The sequence below is a fragment of the Acidithrix sp. C25 genome, from assembly GCF_904848545.2.
On sequence record NZ_CAJHCI020000006.1, the window covers coordinates 497,051 to 512,508 of the forward strand.

Consider the following 15,458-nt stretch of genomic DNA (forward strand, 5'->3'; position numbering starts at 1 on the left):
AATGAGTTAGATCTGGATAGAGCTATACCCACCCCTGTATTTTTAGCAATGCGACTCTAGTGATTAGTTTCGAGCAATTCGTTTCCAGCAATTGACCTTGAAGGGGCTTGGCAATTTCGATGCAGCAATAGTAAAGCAGCGTCAAAGCATTCTTTGATATTTTTACCTTCGATGAGCTTGAGCTCTTTAATAGAAAGAAATAGTCAATGGCGTCGATTGATCAATTGCAGGTGGTTGCGGAAATACAAAGAGCGTCAATACAAGGTAGTAGTGGGATATCTTTTGCATGAACTAATCTTCAATGGCTATCAATAAATGGTGCTTTAGAATAAATGGGTGGCTCCACCCCTCACCGATGTAGTGGTGCTGGAGCTATTCCAATTTCGTTAATGGGGTTTTATGGGTGCATTAGCAGCGGCGTTAGTTGGGCGGTATCGAATCGGGAGCCAGGCCGATCGAGATGGGAATCGTTTGGATTTATCTATGTGAGGTTTCAAGTTGTTGATCGAGATTGACCTAAAAGTCTTTATTGGCCAAGGCTACTTTGATTTTTTAGAGGGTTTTAATCGAATGAATCTAAATTTAATTGTCGCGTGGAAGGCCTTAATTCTCTTCTGTTGAGCAGATCTTTTGATTTTCATTAATTTTTATATAAGATAAAACTAAATTGTGATGATTGGTGCGGCAATTGTTTTACGTAGGTAAAGGTAAGCGCGGTGAAGTTCGCCTCTCGAGTGAATCCCATCTATTGGTTTTGGGTCCTCCTCGCTGTGGAAAGACTAGAAATATCGTCATGCCTAACTTGAATGAGCTCGATTGTGCTGTAGTGGTCACCTCGACCAAGGAGGATATCTTCAACGAGACCTTTCGCATACGCCAGAAACTTGGGCGGATTTGGATCTTTGACCCACTAGAAAGTGTGCCCCTGGACGACTCGCAGACGATTCGTCTCAACTTTTCGCCCGTTACTTCTACTTGTGACTTTGAGAGAGCAGTACTTATGGCACGTGCGATGTTGGGTGCGAGCGTAACTGGTGCAAGGGGCGGCTCGCTATCTTTTTGGGAAGAGAGAGCCGAGGCGGTAATTGCTCCGCTGCTCTTGGCTGCCAATGTGGCAGGTTGGTCCATGGTCGAGGTGATGGATTCTATTGAAAATAAGGAATTAGAGTCCGCTATATCGATTTTGGAGGCTAATTCGCATCCAGAGGCGGCTCGGACCTTGGCCTCAATATCACTTTCGGCACCCAAGGAACTCTCGGGAATTACTTCAACTGCAGCGGGGATATTGTCGGGATATAGGACGCCGAAGGTTCTACGATCGGCAAAGATGGCTAACTTTTCTCCAAGTGACTTCGTTAGCTCCAAAGACACCGTATATATTGTCGCACCCTCAACGCATCAGGCTATTTTGGCACCGATTGTACTGGGTCTTCTTCAATCGATCAGAGAGGCTGCCTATAGCCAGGCTGCTTTAGACCAACGAATGGCCAAGTCTTCTCGACCTCGACCCTCAGTAGCTCTGCTTTTAGATGAGATGGCCAATATTGCGCCGATTAGAGATCTTTCTTCTATTCTCTCTGAGGGCGCATCGCAGGGGATTTTGGTGATGGGAATTTTGCAGGATCTCAGTCAAGCCCGATCTAGATGGCCAGGTTTGAGCGATGGCTTTCTTACTCTCTTTGGTAACACAGCAATCTTTCCTGGGATAGCCGATGTTCGCACCCTTTCGGATCTATCTATTCTCTCTGGTGAGCGAATTGTAGAGCTCCCTACGAAGTCTAAATCTACCAGAGGATATCGCCAAGAATCGCTCACATCTTCCTTCAAGCCCCTTTTGGCCCCTCACGAGATCTCGACTGGGATAAAGGGCGAACTCCTACTCTATGTGACGAGGAGTGGCTTTTCGAGAGTCCTAGTTGACAACCGTGACAGTCCGAGCTTCTCATTTCGAAAAAGGGGATTTGGTGATACGACGAGAAAAAGAGAGATCCGAGCGTCATTTTCTCGTCGACTCTCCCAGGGCAATTACAAGGACAAGAAGAGGGATGACGGCCTTTCGATCTGAGTTTTTCAATTTCACATATCCAAAGGGCCACCCTGGTAAATAAGATGCCGAGGGATCCTAGAGCCTCAGCGCTTGAATTTTTGCGATACTGGCGAACCCAATAGATAATAAAGCTAAGCGCTGTGGTGGATGCTTGGTTGGTTAGGCAAGCTAGAGAGGTATTTTGGAGTTAGGAGAACACTCGAATTTATGGGGGCACTCGACCTTGGCCGAAGTCGCCTTTTGAGCATGGATCGACGCGACTGGAAGTGATTTTGTGGAACTTATTTAGATTTCTGGAGTCGGCTTAGTGAGGATCGGTGTTAGCTTGTGTTGCTGAGACGATTGCCCTTTGGCGGCCAGGCCTATTTTCTTGCATTCCGGGGGTGTGGTAGCCTCTATGAGAAAACAGAGTTTTTGGTGGCTTTAAGAGATCGACGAACCTTTTGGTAGTTCATTTTTCCTTATATTCTTTGAGGTCTCTTTGGTCTGTCGACAATATGGTGGTTTGCTCTTACGACCCTTACGTCGATGAATATCGCTAGCGTGGATGCTAGGAGGTAGCAAGAGTAAATCATGATAGTTGGATCAGTAACTAGCTTTCACGCGGCATGGGCTTGGATAGTCATTATAGGAAACGCATTGGCGGGGATTTGGACGCTTTTGGCGATTCGTTACCCAGCGCTACGAACGCGTGCGTTGTGGTGGTTTACTATCTTTGTCCAAGGCGCGATATATGTTCAAGTCCTTACAGGGATCTACTTGGTGGCTTCGGAGCACAAGAAGATGATTGCTTTTCATCCTTTTTATGGATTCGTGGCGATAATTGCATCGGGTTTTTTATTTGCATATCGCGATTCAATGCGCCATCGACTCTACTGGCTATATGGCATCGGCGGCCTCTTTGTCTCAGGTCTTGGGATACGCGCATATCTCGTTGCCCAAAGTTTCCATTAGCTTGGTGCCTAGTTCATTTTCCGCTTTATTGAGTGGTCGGGTGACTTTGACGTTGCGCTTGGTTCGAACGATTGCCAGGGTTTTTGAACTGCTTATCGCTGACACTTACCAAATAAGAGCCCCATTTATTTCTTTTCGTCTAGGAATTATCTTTTCCTGAATTGTCGTTGATGGATTTTCTCTTTCTGAGGTGGCATTACAGGAACGTTTTTCCAACTGGCACTTTATGGTCGTAATGTTCTCGATCAACTAACTTTTGTGCGCTGACTATTTTTGGTTCTACATATCCAACTTTCCTTTCGCTCGTGTCGAATGACTACTATGTTAGGCTGGTGAGGTCAAAGAGATCTCTCCAGTATCAGATGATGGCGGAGAGCAATCCTATTTCATTTTGATTAACGTCAAGCCGTAACTATTTGTGACTGCAGAGTTAGTTAAAGTCTTGGCGGAGTGTTTCGGCGAAACTCTAATCGCAAATGTGGATGGCAATATTGATCTGGCGAAAACTTCAACCTTTCATTTATTTTCGATAGGTGTCTAGGACAATGTCTCTATAGCGTGGGTTGGTCATAGCGTCTCTTGGAGCTATGAATTTCATCTTTTTGAGGAGACTACATTGAAGGGGTCTGATAGGCGGTTCTTTGGCCAGCTAGAGCTGATTCAGAAGTTTGTTTGCTCATGGTACAGTAGAAGATTTGACGGAGACTATGGATATTTATGACTGAATCAATGTTGCTTCTTGTTCTGAATCTAGCAGGAGTTTTTTTCTTTGGTCTCAACGGTTCACTGATTGCGTTGCGCCAGACCAGCCTTGACCTTATTGGTGTCGTGGTTGTTGGAATGGTGACTGCCCTCGGCGGGGGTACCATTAGGGACGTCTTGATCAATTCACTTCCACCGGCGACCTTCGCCGACTGGAGATATTTGGCTGTCGCTGCAGCGGGAGCCCTTATTGCCTTCCTCGTGGGCCATCATTTGGAGCGCTTTATCTCCGTCATTGACGTAGCTGATGCTATTGGATTGAGCCTCTTTTGTGTGGCCGGTGCGGACAAGGCTATGGCCTTTGGCCTTGGACTCTCTCAGTCGGTTATTCTTGGTGCGATCACTGCGGTTGGAGGGGGGATGATTAGAGATGTGATCATCCGTCAGGTTCCTACCGTACTCACCAAAGGTCTATATGCGGTGCCCGCAATAGTTGGTTCGATCTTGACTGTCGCCTCGATTCGCCTTGGCATTTATGGAACCTCGGCAATTGTCATCGCTGCTTTGAGTTGTTTTATAATTCGTATTCTTGGAATGTATTTCAATTTGAATGCGCCCAAGCCGCCTTTTAGAGACAAGATACAATAATGTGTGGCGACGGAGCTTTTGTTTATGCACATACCAATAGCTCTTTTAGCGTGGATAGGTGCCGCAAATTCGCATCTAGAACAAAGGATCTGATCTAGATATTAGAGGCTGGCACCGCTAGGTATCAACGGCAATTAGAAAATGCATGAATATCGCCATTTAGCATGAATAGTGCCACGTAAAATACATGCGCAATGACCGATAGAGAATGCCTCATATTGTTAGAAAAAGAAGAATTAAGGGCCTTGTCTACGGCAACGTTGAACTTTGACGACTCCTAATGTCTGGCGAGCCCAAAATTTAGGAATAGCTAGTTTGGGAATATCTCTCAAGTTTGACTTCCATTAGGGCTACTGGAGGCAATGTGCCTTGCGCTTAGGGGCTCGTAACTCGATAAATTGATATAACAAGATCACAGGCCCAGATCACAGGCCCAGATCACAGGCCCAGAGTGGTTTTGCGATACGATAGGGGACCGGACTAAGGGATCTTTAAGTTTATAGCAGCTAGCCTCCGAGAAAGAGTAAATAATATGGTGAAAGAGCGAGCCAGTCGCCTCGTAAAATTAAAACCCGACGATTTATCTCAAGATCAGGCGGTGCTCTACGATGAGATTGTATTTGGCCCAAGGTCAAAAGGATCCCAGCAATCGTCCCTTGTCGATAGCGACGGAGCTCTAAGGGGACCGTTTAATGCAATGTTACTGGCGCCTAAGCTAGGTCATGCTCTTTCTCAGTTGGGCACGACAATTCGCTATTTTGGTGAACTCTCTGGTCGAATTCGAGAGGCCGTAATATTAATGGTTGCCAAAAAGTGGGAGTGCGACTTCGAACGGAGCTCCCATGAACCTTTGGCGCTAGAGGTCGGTCTCACCGACGAAGACCTCTCGGCGATCTCTCAAGGTGGCTTGCCATCGGCGAAGACTCCTTCAGAGGCAACAGCATTTTGGGCAGCAAGTTTGCTTTTGGGAGCTGCAGATTTGGACGATTTGGATTTTGAACGCTGCGTTAGAGATCTTGGTGAGAAAGGGATCTTCGAACTCACAACCTTGATTGGTTACTACTCGACTCTCGCTCTTCAAATGCGAATCTTTGGGATTTAGGCGACTCCAAAGTAAGCAGGTTAAAGCAATTGGACACCACCTCTATATCAAGTCGCATTCTGGGGATTGCATAATAATACGAGATATTGCGATGAATAGCCGCTATAGTTACCAGTGAGTCGGAGTTTCTGGCGTATTTTTATCGCGGTCGCTTTGGCTAGGGTATAAGCGCAATTACTCGGTGTGAATTGTTAAAGTGCACATATTTAACATGTGACTTTTTTGTGATTCAGTCAGTTGTGATTCAACATAAAGCAAGGTTGGCAAAATAATTTAGTAGCCTTCTTCTTGGCTATCACGATTGCGTCTGATTGGTATCTTGGTCAGATCTTCGTCTAGGCTAGATCTTTAAGTGGGGTATTTTGTTTCATTAATGCCTTAGGTAATCTGTCAATTTATTCTTTTATTGATGCAGCAACTTTTGAGCTTCTTGCGACTTCCGCATGGACATTGGTCGTTTCTTTGAGCATGTTTGATCGCTGTGCGAAACTCCTTTTCTCGCTGTGCGATTTGATCCATTATTTGGTGAATCGGTTGCGACCTTCTCTTTAGTACTACCATTTCGCTAATGTAAGGCAGGATATGGCTATAGGAGGAGAGATATCCTTCGCAGAGGTAGTTGAGGCCGCTTTGGCCATCTTTACTGGTTGCGAATCGATCCTTTGGGCATCCGCCGTTGCAAAGTTTTCGCACTGGGCAACTCTTACATTGGTCTGGTAGTCCCGTTGATTTAGTGGCTCCAAATTCGACTTGTCGGTCCGAGGTCAGGAGTAGTTCAAGACTATCTCTTTGGATATTTCCTAAGTAATTGTCGTTATTTACGAAGTGGTCGCAACTGTAGATGCTGCCGTCGTGTTCCATGGCTAAGACATTTCCGCACTTTGGGGCCATAACGCAAAGATTTGCGGGCTTATCGTCAACGACAAGGAGACATTCGAGAAAGTTTTGGATTCCGATTCGTTTTAGGTCGTATCGAACCCATTCATCAAAGACCTCATTTAGAAAGTCGCCCATCTTTCTTGGTTCGACTGATAACGGTAGGAGCGTTCCGGTTTCGTCCCTAGCGACTACCGGTAGGAACTGTAGCCAGCTCACTTTCAGATCTAGGAAGAAGTGATATACCTCTTGAGGGTGATTTACATTAGTGGAATTAAGGGTGCATAGGACGTCAGGTTCAATTCCATTGGTGCGAAGCTGGTTTAACCCTTGGAGCACCTTTTTGTGGGTTGGTCTATCAAGGCGGTCTTTCCGATTTATATCGTGGAGATGTTCGGGTCCATCGATGCTAATGCCGACACTGAATTTATTCTTCTTTAGAAGTTTACAGAGAGCATCGTCGAGGCGGGTGCCGTTCGTTTGAAGATTGTTCCAAGCTGACCACCCCTTCGGAAGATGGCGCTTTTGAAGTTCGATGACACGCTCAAAGAACCCTTTACCGGCAAGGGTAGGTTCTCCTCCATGGAAGGCAAAGGGTACCACGGGGCCGCTACTTGCTGCGATAGTTGACTCTATGTAATGCGAAAGAACCTCGTCGGACATTCTAAAAGGTTCTCGTTTTGGAAAGAGTGAGCGTTTGTCAAGATAGTAGCAATAGTCGCACGAAAGGTTACAGACCGGACCAACAGGCTTTGCCATCACTAGAAATGGTGAAGATAGGGCCATCGTTTAGCTCCTGTACTGGATAAATTTGTAGGTTAGACCTCGATTAAAGGCTTACCTAGGTTTCCATAGAACCCTAGACCGTTTCTTGACCGAAGGATCAATTGTGATTTCGTTTAATATAGTTGGTGCCGCAATTTGTTTAATCAACGCCTCCTCGATGGCGATAGGGTTTCTTCGCCCTGGGGAACTTGCAGACCAACGGTTTGCTTTAGAGTTGTTTGTGATGTTTCTACCTTTAACTTTGGTATTTGCGGGAAATCTTGGCTGCAAGGGGGTTCGTTCCGTTTGGTTACCCATGGGCTTAGTTGACGCGAGGTTCAGAAAGTTTCCCATGAAGGCTAGGGGAGTTGGGTCTTGGGGCTCGCTAGGCAACATTGTCCATCTAAATGGCGAAGGCTTGGCTCTTTAGGTTTTATTTTTTATAGTGGTCGAAGTCATTTGGTGGAAATTCGAATCGAACCTGTCTGAGGTCACCAAGGTCTGATAAAAACCTAGATCTAGGAGACGTTCAAGGTTTATGGAGTCTTATAAAGGTCCCAGCATGACAATGCTTTAGGCGTACAACCCTAGTGTCTCTTCGAGGGTTGCAGGGTTCTAAAGATCATTTTCTCGGTGGGGTGAAGGGTCTTCAGGAAGATTTAGATGACGTGTAGTCGGACACGTGAGGGTTCGCGTCACACCTGGGATCTTTTGGATTGCTCCTGTTACTGAACGTCCTAAGGTCAGCAGGTCGCTAGCGTGCACTTTAGCAATGATGTCATAGGGTCCCGTAACTTCATCTGCTGACTCTACTCCAGGTGCGTCCCTAAGGGCTTTTCCTACTTCGGCTACCCGTCCGATTTCTGTCTGTATCAACACAAATGCTGCTATCAAGGTTGCTTCTTCCTAGTTTTTGCTGATCCATTAATGTAATGGCCAGATTGTAATCTAAGGCATGGATCTCATCTGCCTGCCTTTAGTTAACTCTCAGAGATTCCTAACAACCTGGTGAAAGGTAAGGCCAACACCCCATAGTAAGCGGGTTCGAATTTGAGCCTAGCTCAGAGGCAGATTAGTTTGTGCGAATTATTTCTCGGGTTATCGCTGTTCGGAGAGCGATTGTCGGCGGCGGACTAGAAATTTTGCTCCGTTAAGGTTGATTTGTGCTCGGTATCGTATCAGAGATATCGGTACTCCAAATTGGCCTTTTGTCTCCAAGACGTTAGAGGGTGAGTTCATGGCGTAATATTTAGAGCGTTATCTTGGGCCTCCCATTAGCGTATTGGATTCGACTTTGGAAGTAATAGGATATTATTTTCCTGTTTTGGTTGATTTTGCGTTTTTTGCAAAAGTTGATAACCCTAGGTGTCGAAAGGTAAAACTTAGCTAAATTTCTTTCGTGGATCTTGCTTCTTTGAATCAGTACTTGTTGGTGGATAACCTTTGATATTTTTGAAATATTCTTGATGTGGTAATTTCTAAAGGCTAAAATAGTCTCAATTATTCAAAGGTATTTGATATCTTAGTTTTGAAGCCGCTCTGTGGTTTGAACTCAACGAATCAAGATCTGAGCGAATAGCTACGAACTAGCGTCCTTGAGTTGAAGAGGAGAGCAGTTATCATTTGGGTTAACCAAAGGCTGTTGGTCACTTTGGCCCAAGATTCGCAAAGATGGAGCAGTTGATGACGATATCGTTTGAAATTAGCCAATCATATCCGACCCGAGACCAAAGTGATTTGGAGATCTTAGATCCGAGTCGGGTTCGCGCTCTCCATCGTCTCTTTGACCGAAGCGACGATGACTTCGACCTCGACGGTGGCCTTTGCATTCTCGATCATTGGGTCTATTTCTGGAACGATTTTCCCACCTCTCTAATTGGTGATGACGGACATGAAGTGGTGGGCGATTTTCTTCGGGAATATAACTTCGCTAACCCTCGTCGTATGTATGCCGGTGGTGAGATCAGATCGCTCGAAAAGCTAGAGTTCAATACCCAGACCAGGATGGTATCGAAGATTGAGGAAGTCGTCAATAAGAATGGACGTTCCGGGGCCATGGTCTTTGTGACTATTAGACACGAGATCTTTCAATCTGAGAGGCTATGTCGAACGGAATCTCAACGTCTTGTCTACTTGGAAGGTCCGAGCAATGCTACTTATCCCGAAATTGTAAATATCGGTGCGCACTATTTACCTAGGGCTCTAATTGACTATGGGGAGGTCTCTGAACAAGGAGATCTGCGTGCACATATGATAGCGTCAGCTTCAGCTCTATTTCGCTTTTCGGCGCTTACTTACAACTCGCACAGAATACACTTAGATCGTCAATATTGTCAAGAGGTTGACCATTATCCGGGGTTAGTTGTCCACGGTCCGCTCTTAGCGATGGCGGCTTTGGAGGTAATTTCACGGATGGATCCAAGTCGGCAGTTGCGTAGCTTTGACTTTCGAGCTCATGCTCCGGTCTTTGAGGGCGAGTCGGTGGAGCTTTGTGCAAAGAATGTTAATGATGACAATGTTGAGGTTCATCTTTTCAAAGGTGATTTAGGGGTGATGGTGGTTAATGGGCAATACTTCTAATGAGAATATCCCAGATGCAGTCACTTCGCTGATGTCGATAATGGTAGGCATGGGTTATAGCGTTCCAGGTGACTCTCATCTGGCCGATGACTGTGTTGAGATAGCTCAAAATAGTGATCTAAAGAGCTTCTTGAACGGTAAGGATGGGTGGATATTGCCCGACCCGTCGCGATTCAACTATCGCCGCAAGGATGCATATGTGGTCCTAAGGGCATTTATCGAGGCGGTCTCTAATGGATCTGGCCTCTATAGAGATCCTTTTTCTAAGTACCATACGATGACGCCATTGTTTCATATGAATCGCGGCTTTTGCTGTAAGAGTGTCTGTCGGCATTGTCCGTTTTTGACGCGGGTCGTCTATGACGACAAGACAGTGGGATTGATTGAATGTGCACTTCAGGGCGTGGTGTTGGCCTCAAAGACCCCAGTAAAAAGCCGAGTAAAGACTTCGACAAAGACTGCAGCCATGAAGTCCTAGGATGCAAAGATTTCCGCGTACAAGTGCTTAGATTCTGTAAGTAGATTCTATACTAAGTGGATTTTCGAGTTGTTGATGGGGCACGCAGAGCGTGGTGGATAGTTCTGATTGACTTCTAGTTGTTTCAGCATCGAACTCTTCCTATATTCTCCTTTAGGAAATTGGTGATCAGGTGAATTTCGACTCCTTATCCATGATTCACAAGGAGTCTCGAACCTGATATCTGATGGTTTAACTTTGCCAGCAGGTTATTCGAGGGGCTCTTGAAGTGACTTTTTGGGTTGTTGGCCTAGCGTTTGCGACAAAGCATTTGCGATAAAAGTTTTATCTCTTAATCCAGCATCCTTGTTGCTTGATAAAAGAGATCGAGTCAATTCGCTGGTTTTCATACTCAAAGTCTCACAGAGGGTCTCGGAGGCAAGGGATCGTTTTTCCTTTTGAGGGGGCACATGACATAGAGCAGACGACACAGAGTTAGGCGGCAAGCTATAGACAACCTTTGTCGAAGCTTTTGAACTTACTCTCTGGAGCTGTTTTTGGACATCCTTTGGTAGTCAGGTAAGTTTGGCCAGCTACAGGGCGAAATTTACCTTTTGCCGTGGTCGCAGGATTAGTTGAAGTGCTGCCATCCTTTTGGCTGGTAGGTTTTTCCAAAGAGGTGACGCTGGTCTGGCATGGCCGTGCACTCTCCAATTAGATATGGTGCCGTAAGACCCGCTTTTTTAAAGGCCTCTAAGATTTGTTCTGGCATTGAGGCTGTAAATATCAACTCGTAGTCCTCGCCACCATTGAGGGCGTCAGATAAACTTGCTCCCCTGGCAATCGGTACGTCTGTGAGGTTGATGCCAACTTTTGATCCCTCTGCTATATGCTCAAGATCGCCTAGGAGGCCATCCGAAATATCAATGGCGCACCCAATACCTAAGGCGGAGATCAAAAGTCCCGCTTTCAGAGCGGTGTTTGGCTCAAGATGGGCTCTTATGGCATCTTTTTCATCTGAACTTTGAGGAAGCGCTTGGTTTTGAAGAAGTTTAAGGCCCATGGACGCACCCCCGAGTGGTCCTGTGACAAATATTGACTCTCCAGCTATGGCTCCAGAACGAACCATGACGCGACGCTTGGAGTCGATCTCTCCAATTGCGGTGATGGAAATTGAAAAATCTTTACCAGAGGAGATATCTCCGCCAATTAGCCGAGCACCGAATCCCTTTGCAGCTAGGTCGAGCTCCGTAAGGAGTTGATTTAGATCTACGTCGCCTGGAGAGGTTATTACGGCGAGTAGATACTTAGGAGTTGAACCCATTGCGGCTAAATCCGAGATGTTGACCACAACCGCCTTATTGGCGATCTGACTAAGGCTGAAATATTCACGGCTAAAGTGCACCCCCTCGACTACTATGTCCGCGCATACTACAAGCCGATTGGGTAATGAGATAACAGCTGCATCATCGCCGCCCGGAACGATAATTTCATCATTTGTCTCTTGGCGTGCCCTGTTGAAGGAATTTAGAATCTCGAATTCACTGAGTTTGACTTTTGAACTATTATTTTTTCTTATCCCCTCAGATTTCACCTAGTGCCCTATTTTCTGTAATAATAATTATTCATAACATTGTGGTAAACAGATATCAGTTTTCGACCATTACGAATCGTCTAAATCGATTCGAGAGAGAGGAATACCCGGTGAACTATCCTACTTCGAACAAGAAGCTTATCGATTGGGTGAATGAGATAGCGGATTTATGCGAGCCTGACGCAATTCATTTTTGTGACGGCTCAAAGGAGGAGTTTGATAGCCTTGCAGGCGAACTAGTCAACAAAGGTACCTTCAAGAAGCTCTCGGATGTGCGTCGGCCTAATAGCTATTGGGCCCACTCGGACGCAAGTGACGTGGCTAGGGTGGAGAACCGTACCTTTATCTGCTCTAACGTTGCAGATGACGCGGGTCCTACCAATAATTGGATGGATCCATTTTCGATGAAATCGACGATGACAGAGCTCTATCGCGGTTCGATGGTGGGTCGGACTCTATATGTGATCCCATTCTCTATGGGGCCATTAGGATCGCCTTTTTCAAAGATCGGTATAGAGATAACGGATTCACCCTATGTCGTGACCAACATGAGGATCATGGCCACCATGGGCACCGCGGTCTTGGAGGAGCTAGGCGCAGATGGTGATTTTATTCACTGCTTACACTCAGTTGGAAAACCTCTAGCTTCAGGCGAGCAGGATGTTGCATGGCCATGTAATCCGCAAAATATCTATATCTCACACTTTCCAGAGACGAGAGAGATCTGGTCATTTGGATCAGGCTATGGCGGAAACGCTCTTTTGGGCAAGAAATGTCTCGCTCTTCGGATCGCCTCAGTTGCGGCTCGGGACGAGGGGTGGCTCGCGGAGCACATGTTATTGTTGAAGTTAACTTCGCCTGCCGGAGAGGTTCATTACATGACTGGGGCCTTTCCATCGGCTTGCGGCAAAACTAATCTAGCGATGTTAGTGCCAACACTTGCGGGTTGGTCGGTTGAGACATTGGGCGACGATATTTGTTGGATTCGAGTCGGAGAAGATGGTCGGCTTTGGGGACTTAATCCTGAAGCTGGGTTTTTTGGTGTCGCTCCTGGAACAAGCTATGCAACTAATCCTAACGCCATGGACACTATGGTTCGCGATACGATCTTTACCAATACTGCTCTCACCGCCGATGGTGATGTCTGGTGGGAGGGCATCGACGGTGAGATGCCTTCGAGCCTGACCGATTGGCAAGGGAACCGCTACGATCCTGCTAGCTCTAAGCCGGCCTCTCATCCCAATGCTCGTTTTACCGTAGGCGCAGCACAGTCTCCGCACATTGCGCCAGAGTGGAACGACCCTAGAGGTGTTCCGATTTCAGCGATCTTATTTGGCGGTAGGCGACGATCATTAGTTCCGCTGGTTTCAGAGTCGAAGTCTTGGGAGCACGGCGTCTTTCTAGGTTCCACTATGGCGTCAGAGACGACTGCTGCTGCGGTTGGTGCCGTTGGAAACTTGCGTCGTGATCCTTTTGCCATGTTGCCATTCTGCGGATATCACATGGGTGACTACTTTGCACATTGGTTAAGTTTTGGGGATAACAAAGAGCTAAAACTTCCTAAGATATACCTTGTCAATTGGTTCCGAAAGGACGCTGACAATAAGTTCCTTTGGCCGGGTTACGGTGAGAACTCAAGAGTGCTAGCGTGGATTGTCGACCGCCTTGAGGGACGAGCTCAAGCGAGTGAAACTCCATTTGGATACGTTCCAGTTAGCGACGACCCAAACTTTGATGGCTTATCTATAGATAAAGCCCGCCTAGAGCTCTTGAACCAGGTTGATTCGACAGAGTTGGCTAGTGAAATAGAGGCGATTTCGGCACACTTTGCAACCTTTGGCGATAAGTTGCCTGCTCAACTTATCGATCAACTAAATGCGCTGATGGGATCCAACGGTAACTAGGGGCTAAATAGAGGCCATAGTTTGCCATCAAAGTTGCCCATAGTGCTGTGTGGAGCAGTATTAGGTGGAGTAGCACTGTGTCGAGCTAGCACTGTGTCGAGCTAGCACTGTGTCGAGCTAGCACTGTGTCGAGCTAGCACTGTGTCGAGCTAGCACTGTGTCGAGCTCGCTGGGCCTAATTATGAAGACGCTATGAATAAGGGTTTATAGTAGGGAGCCTCTGGCGCAAGGGTTCTAATACAAGGGCTCTAGTGCACCTGTAGCGATTGTGGTTGAAGATCATTGAATTGCTTATGAACGCGAAGCGTTTAGAGGCAATTCAATGATCCCGTTCTAGCCAATCGTCTCTAGCTAATTGTCCACGAGAACCACAAGTTTTTGGTAACCCAGATACATCGGCGATTGAATCAGCTTAAAAGGTCTGCCATAAAAATGTTCGGAATCGTTCGGAGTTGCGCAATTTCCTCAACCATCCTGATCCTCACCGTAGTCAAAGAGAACTTGCCCAATCACTCAAATTGTTTTGTTGAGTGCTTATATCCTGATGCGAAGCTTACGAGAGACGGTAATCCAGGTTATGGAGCATGTGCCCAAAGAACTTGGATTAGAGGATTCGATTACCCTATCAAAGGACGATACGTAAAATACAACATTTAAATGGATCAAGATCCTCAATGTGAAATTGCTAGAAATCTATCAAAGTGATCTATCACGGACACAGAGGAGCGTACCCAACTCATGCTTGGCAGAATTTCTATACCGATTTAACCGAATGCACTCTAAAAATTCATTGGCCAGCTACTTCTCAATAGATGTGTCTTTGCTTTTTTGCATCCGTTACTTCGACTTCGAGAATCAGAGTTCAAATGGCTCCTGCTTGAGAAATTTGACAGGGATAATTTGTTATGACGGCTGGATTGGCAATTGTGGCATTTAAAGAGGGGTAGATTACGCCAAATGGGATGTGTGGTCTTTTGTCGTGGCTGGGGAAAGGTCATTCAAAACGTTAATGAACTAACGAAACGATGAATAAGATCAGGATAATTAAAATTGCAATGCCAATTAGTCTGCGGATCACGACTCGTCCTCCTTTCTTCTTTGAATGAAAGGATTTGACCTTAGGGTGCAATCATCAACTTGGTCAGGTCTTGAAGACATCTTTTGCCTTTTCGGCTATTCGTTTGAGGTTGGCTCGCGCCTGTTGGGACTTTCCATGCGCCTGTAGGCTTCTGTTACCGGTGATTTTACCGATCTTTGCCTTTACTTTGCCGATCAACTGCTGAACCTTGTTTTTGATTTTGTTTTTGGTGCTCAAAGCGTGCTCCTTAGATATGGGTTTGAGGGATTGACGTTGAGTTTTGAGACCGAGCGTGTCGATCTATTGTGGGTCAGGTAGGTCGGCGGTGAAGGATGATACTGGCCGCACAAGATCTGAGACCATTGCTTGGAAAAGTTAGCCTTTTGGGAGGGGTCGCATTGGCACCCTCACTTACGCTCTTGGGAAAGACTTTGATGCTGAATCCATTTTGCCTCCACTTCGACGTGCCTAGCCGTTGGCTGGGTCGAAGGAAGCAGGGTCTGGGCCACCTTCCATATTTATTTTAGCATAGAAAGTGGGAGATTGGCAATGATTCTCTAAAGAGTGCTGTTAGTGAGTAGTACTTGCCTTCCAACGCCTGCCAGGTCATGTGCTGCGGATACAAACCTTGGCTCTCCTTAAACTCGCAGGTTCCGCATTTAAAAGGGTCAGAACGCCGATGACGGTGCCTCTGAGTCGCATTGGCAACGCGTGCACGGAGGCAACCGGCATTAAGAGCTTGGTTCGAGAA

At 46.3% G+C, this 15,458-nt stretch carries 11 protein-coding genes; 7 read left to right on the forward strand and 4 right to left on the reverse strand.

Going from position 1 to position 15,458, the window contains the following annotated elements:
* Positions 1-688 precede the first annotated feature (688 nt).
* The 4 genes from ACIDITHRIX25_RS71355 to ACIDITHRIX25_RS71370 all read left to right on the forward strand — a co-directional run bounded on the left by ACIDITHRIX25_RS71355 (position 689) and on the right by ACIDITHRIX25_RS71370 (position 5,453).
* Positions 689-2,065 carry a type IV secretory system conjugative DNA transfer family protein gene (locus ACIDITHRIX25_RS71355; protein ID WP_052605843.1) on the forward strand — a complete coding sequence of 459 codons (1,377 nt, stop codon included), beginning with the start codon at positions 689-691 and terminating at the stop codon, positions 2,063-2,065.
* Between the two features lie 555 nt (positions 2,066-2,620).
* Positions 2,621-3,001: a hypothetical protein gene (locus ACIDITHRIX25_RS71360; RefSeq protein ID WP_052605844.1), complete on the forward strand. Its 381-nt coding sequence runs from the start codon at positions 2,621-2,623 to the stop codon at positions 2,999-3,001.
* A gap of 717 nt (positions 3,002-3,718) precedes the next feature.
* Positions 3,719-4,351 carry a trimeric intracellular cation channel family protein gene (locus tag ACIDITHRIX25_RS71365; protein WP_052605845.1) on the forward strand — a complete coding sequence of 211 codons (633 nt, stop codon included), beginning with the start codon at positions 3,719-3,721 and terminating at the stop codon, positions 4,349-4,351.
* Positions 4,352-4,883: 532 nt separating this feature from the next.
* Complete coding sequence (locus ACIDITHRIX25_RS71370) at positions 4,884-5,453, forward strand: carboxymuconolactone decarboxylase family protein (RefSeq protein ID WP_052605846.1); 570 nt, start codon at positions 4,884-4,886, stop codon at positions 5,451-5,453.
* A gap of 390 nt (positions 5,454-5,843) precedes the next feature.
* Here ACIDITHRIX25_RS71370 and ACIDITHRIX25_RS71375 read toward each other — a convergent pair whose 3' ends face one another.
* The gene (locus tag ACIDITHRIX25_RS71375) at positions 5,844-7,115 is read right to left on the reverse strand and encodes an anaerobic sulfatase maturase (RefSeq protein WP_201732426.1); all 1,272 of its coding nucleotides are present in this window, start codon (positions 7,113-7,115) and stop codon (positions 5,844-5,846) included.
* A 594-nt stretch (positions 7,116-7,709) separates the two neighbouring features.
* Positions 7,710-7,988 (reverse strand): Lrp/AsnC family transcriptional regulator, encoded by a 279-nt coding sequence (locus ACIDITHRIX25_RS71380; protein WP_052605848.1) that lies wholly within the window; start codon positions 7,986-7,988, stop codon positions 7,710-7,712.
* A 789-nt stretch (positions 7,989-8,777) separates the two neighbouring features.
* Here ACIDITHRIX25_RS71380 and ACIDITHRIX25_RS71385 point away from each other — a divergent pair.
* Positions 8,778-9,674, forward strand: coding sequence for an HTD2 family dehydratase (locus tag ACIDITHRIX25_RS71385; protein WP_052605849.1), 897 nt, complete (start codon positions 8,778-8,780; stop codon positions 9,672-9,674).
* The gene (locus ACIDITHRIX25_RS71390; RefSeq protein WP_052605850.1) at positions 9,658-10,152 is read left to right on the forward strand and encodes a DUF5522 domain-containing protein; all 495 of its coding nucleotides are present in this window, start codon (positions 9,658-9,660) and stop codon (positions 10,150-10,152) included. Before ACIDITHRIX25_RS71385 ends, ACIDITHRIX25_RS71390 begins: the two co-directional genes overlap by 17 nt.
* A 610-nt stretch (positions 10,153-10,762) precedes the next feature.
* On the opposite strand, the gene thiL is transcribed toward ACIDITHRIX25_RS71390, so the two are convergent.
* Positions 10,763-11,725 carry a thiamine-phosphate kinase gene (thiL, locus tag ACIDITHRIX25_RS71395; RefSeq protein ID WP_052605851.1) on the reverse strand — a complete coding sequence of 321 codons (963 nt, stop codon included), beginning with the start codon at positions 11,723-11,725 and terminating at the stop codon, positions 10,763-10,765.
* Positions 11,726-11,835: 110 nt separating this feature from the next.
* Between thiL and ACIDITHRIX25_RS71400 the strand changes: the two genes are divergently transcribed.
* On the forward strand, positions 11,836-13,629 hold the full coding sequence (locus ACIDITHRIX25_RS71400) for a phosphoenolpyruvate carboxykinase (GTP) (protein WP_052605852.1): 1,794 nt from the start codon (positions 11,836-11,838) through the stop codon (positions 13,627-13,629).
* 1,141 nt (positions 13,630-14,770) lie between these two features.
* Here ACIDITHRIX25_RS71400 and ACIDITHRIX25_RS71405 read toward each other — a convergent pair.
* Complete coding sequence (locus tag ACIDITHRIX25_RS71405; protein ID WP_082058676.1) at positions 14,771-14,944, reverse strand: CsbD family protein; 174 nt, start codon at positions 14,942-14,944, stop codon at positions 14,771-14,773.
* Positions 14,945-15,458: the final 514 nt, after the last annotated feature.

Bases quoted from the DNA above. Each gene is read 5' to 3' on its own strand.
- ACIDITHRIX25_RS71360 (WP_052605844.1), top strand. From the start codon at position 2,621: ATGATAGTTGGATCAGTAACTAGCTTTCACGCGGCATGGGCTTGGATA.
- ACIDITHRIX25_RS71390 (WP_052605850.1), top strand. From the start codon at position 9,658: ATGGGCAATACTTCTAATGAGAATATCCCAGATGCAGTCACTTCGCTG.
- ACIDITHRIX25_RS71375 (WP_201732426.1), bottom strand. From the start codon at position 7,115: ATGGCCCTATCTTCACCATTTCTAGTGATGGCAAAGCCTGTTGGTCCG.
- ACIDITHRIX25_RS71365 (WP_052605845.1), top strand. From the start codon at position 3,719: ATGACTGAATCAATGTTGCTTCTTGTTCTGAATCTAGCAGGAGTTTTT.
- ACIDITHRIX25_RS71370 (WP_052605846.1), top strand. From the start codon at position 4,884: ATGGTGAAAGAGCGAGCCAGTCGCCTCGTAAAATTAAAACCCGACGAT.
- ACIDITHRIX25_RS71385 (WP_052605849.1), top strand. From the start codon at position 8,778: ATGACGATATCGTTTGAAATTAGCCAATCATATCCGACCCGAGACCAA.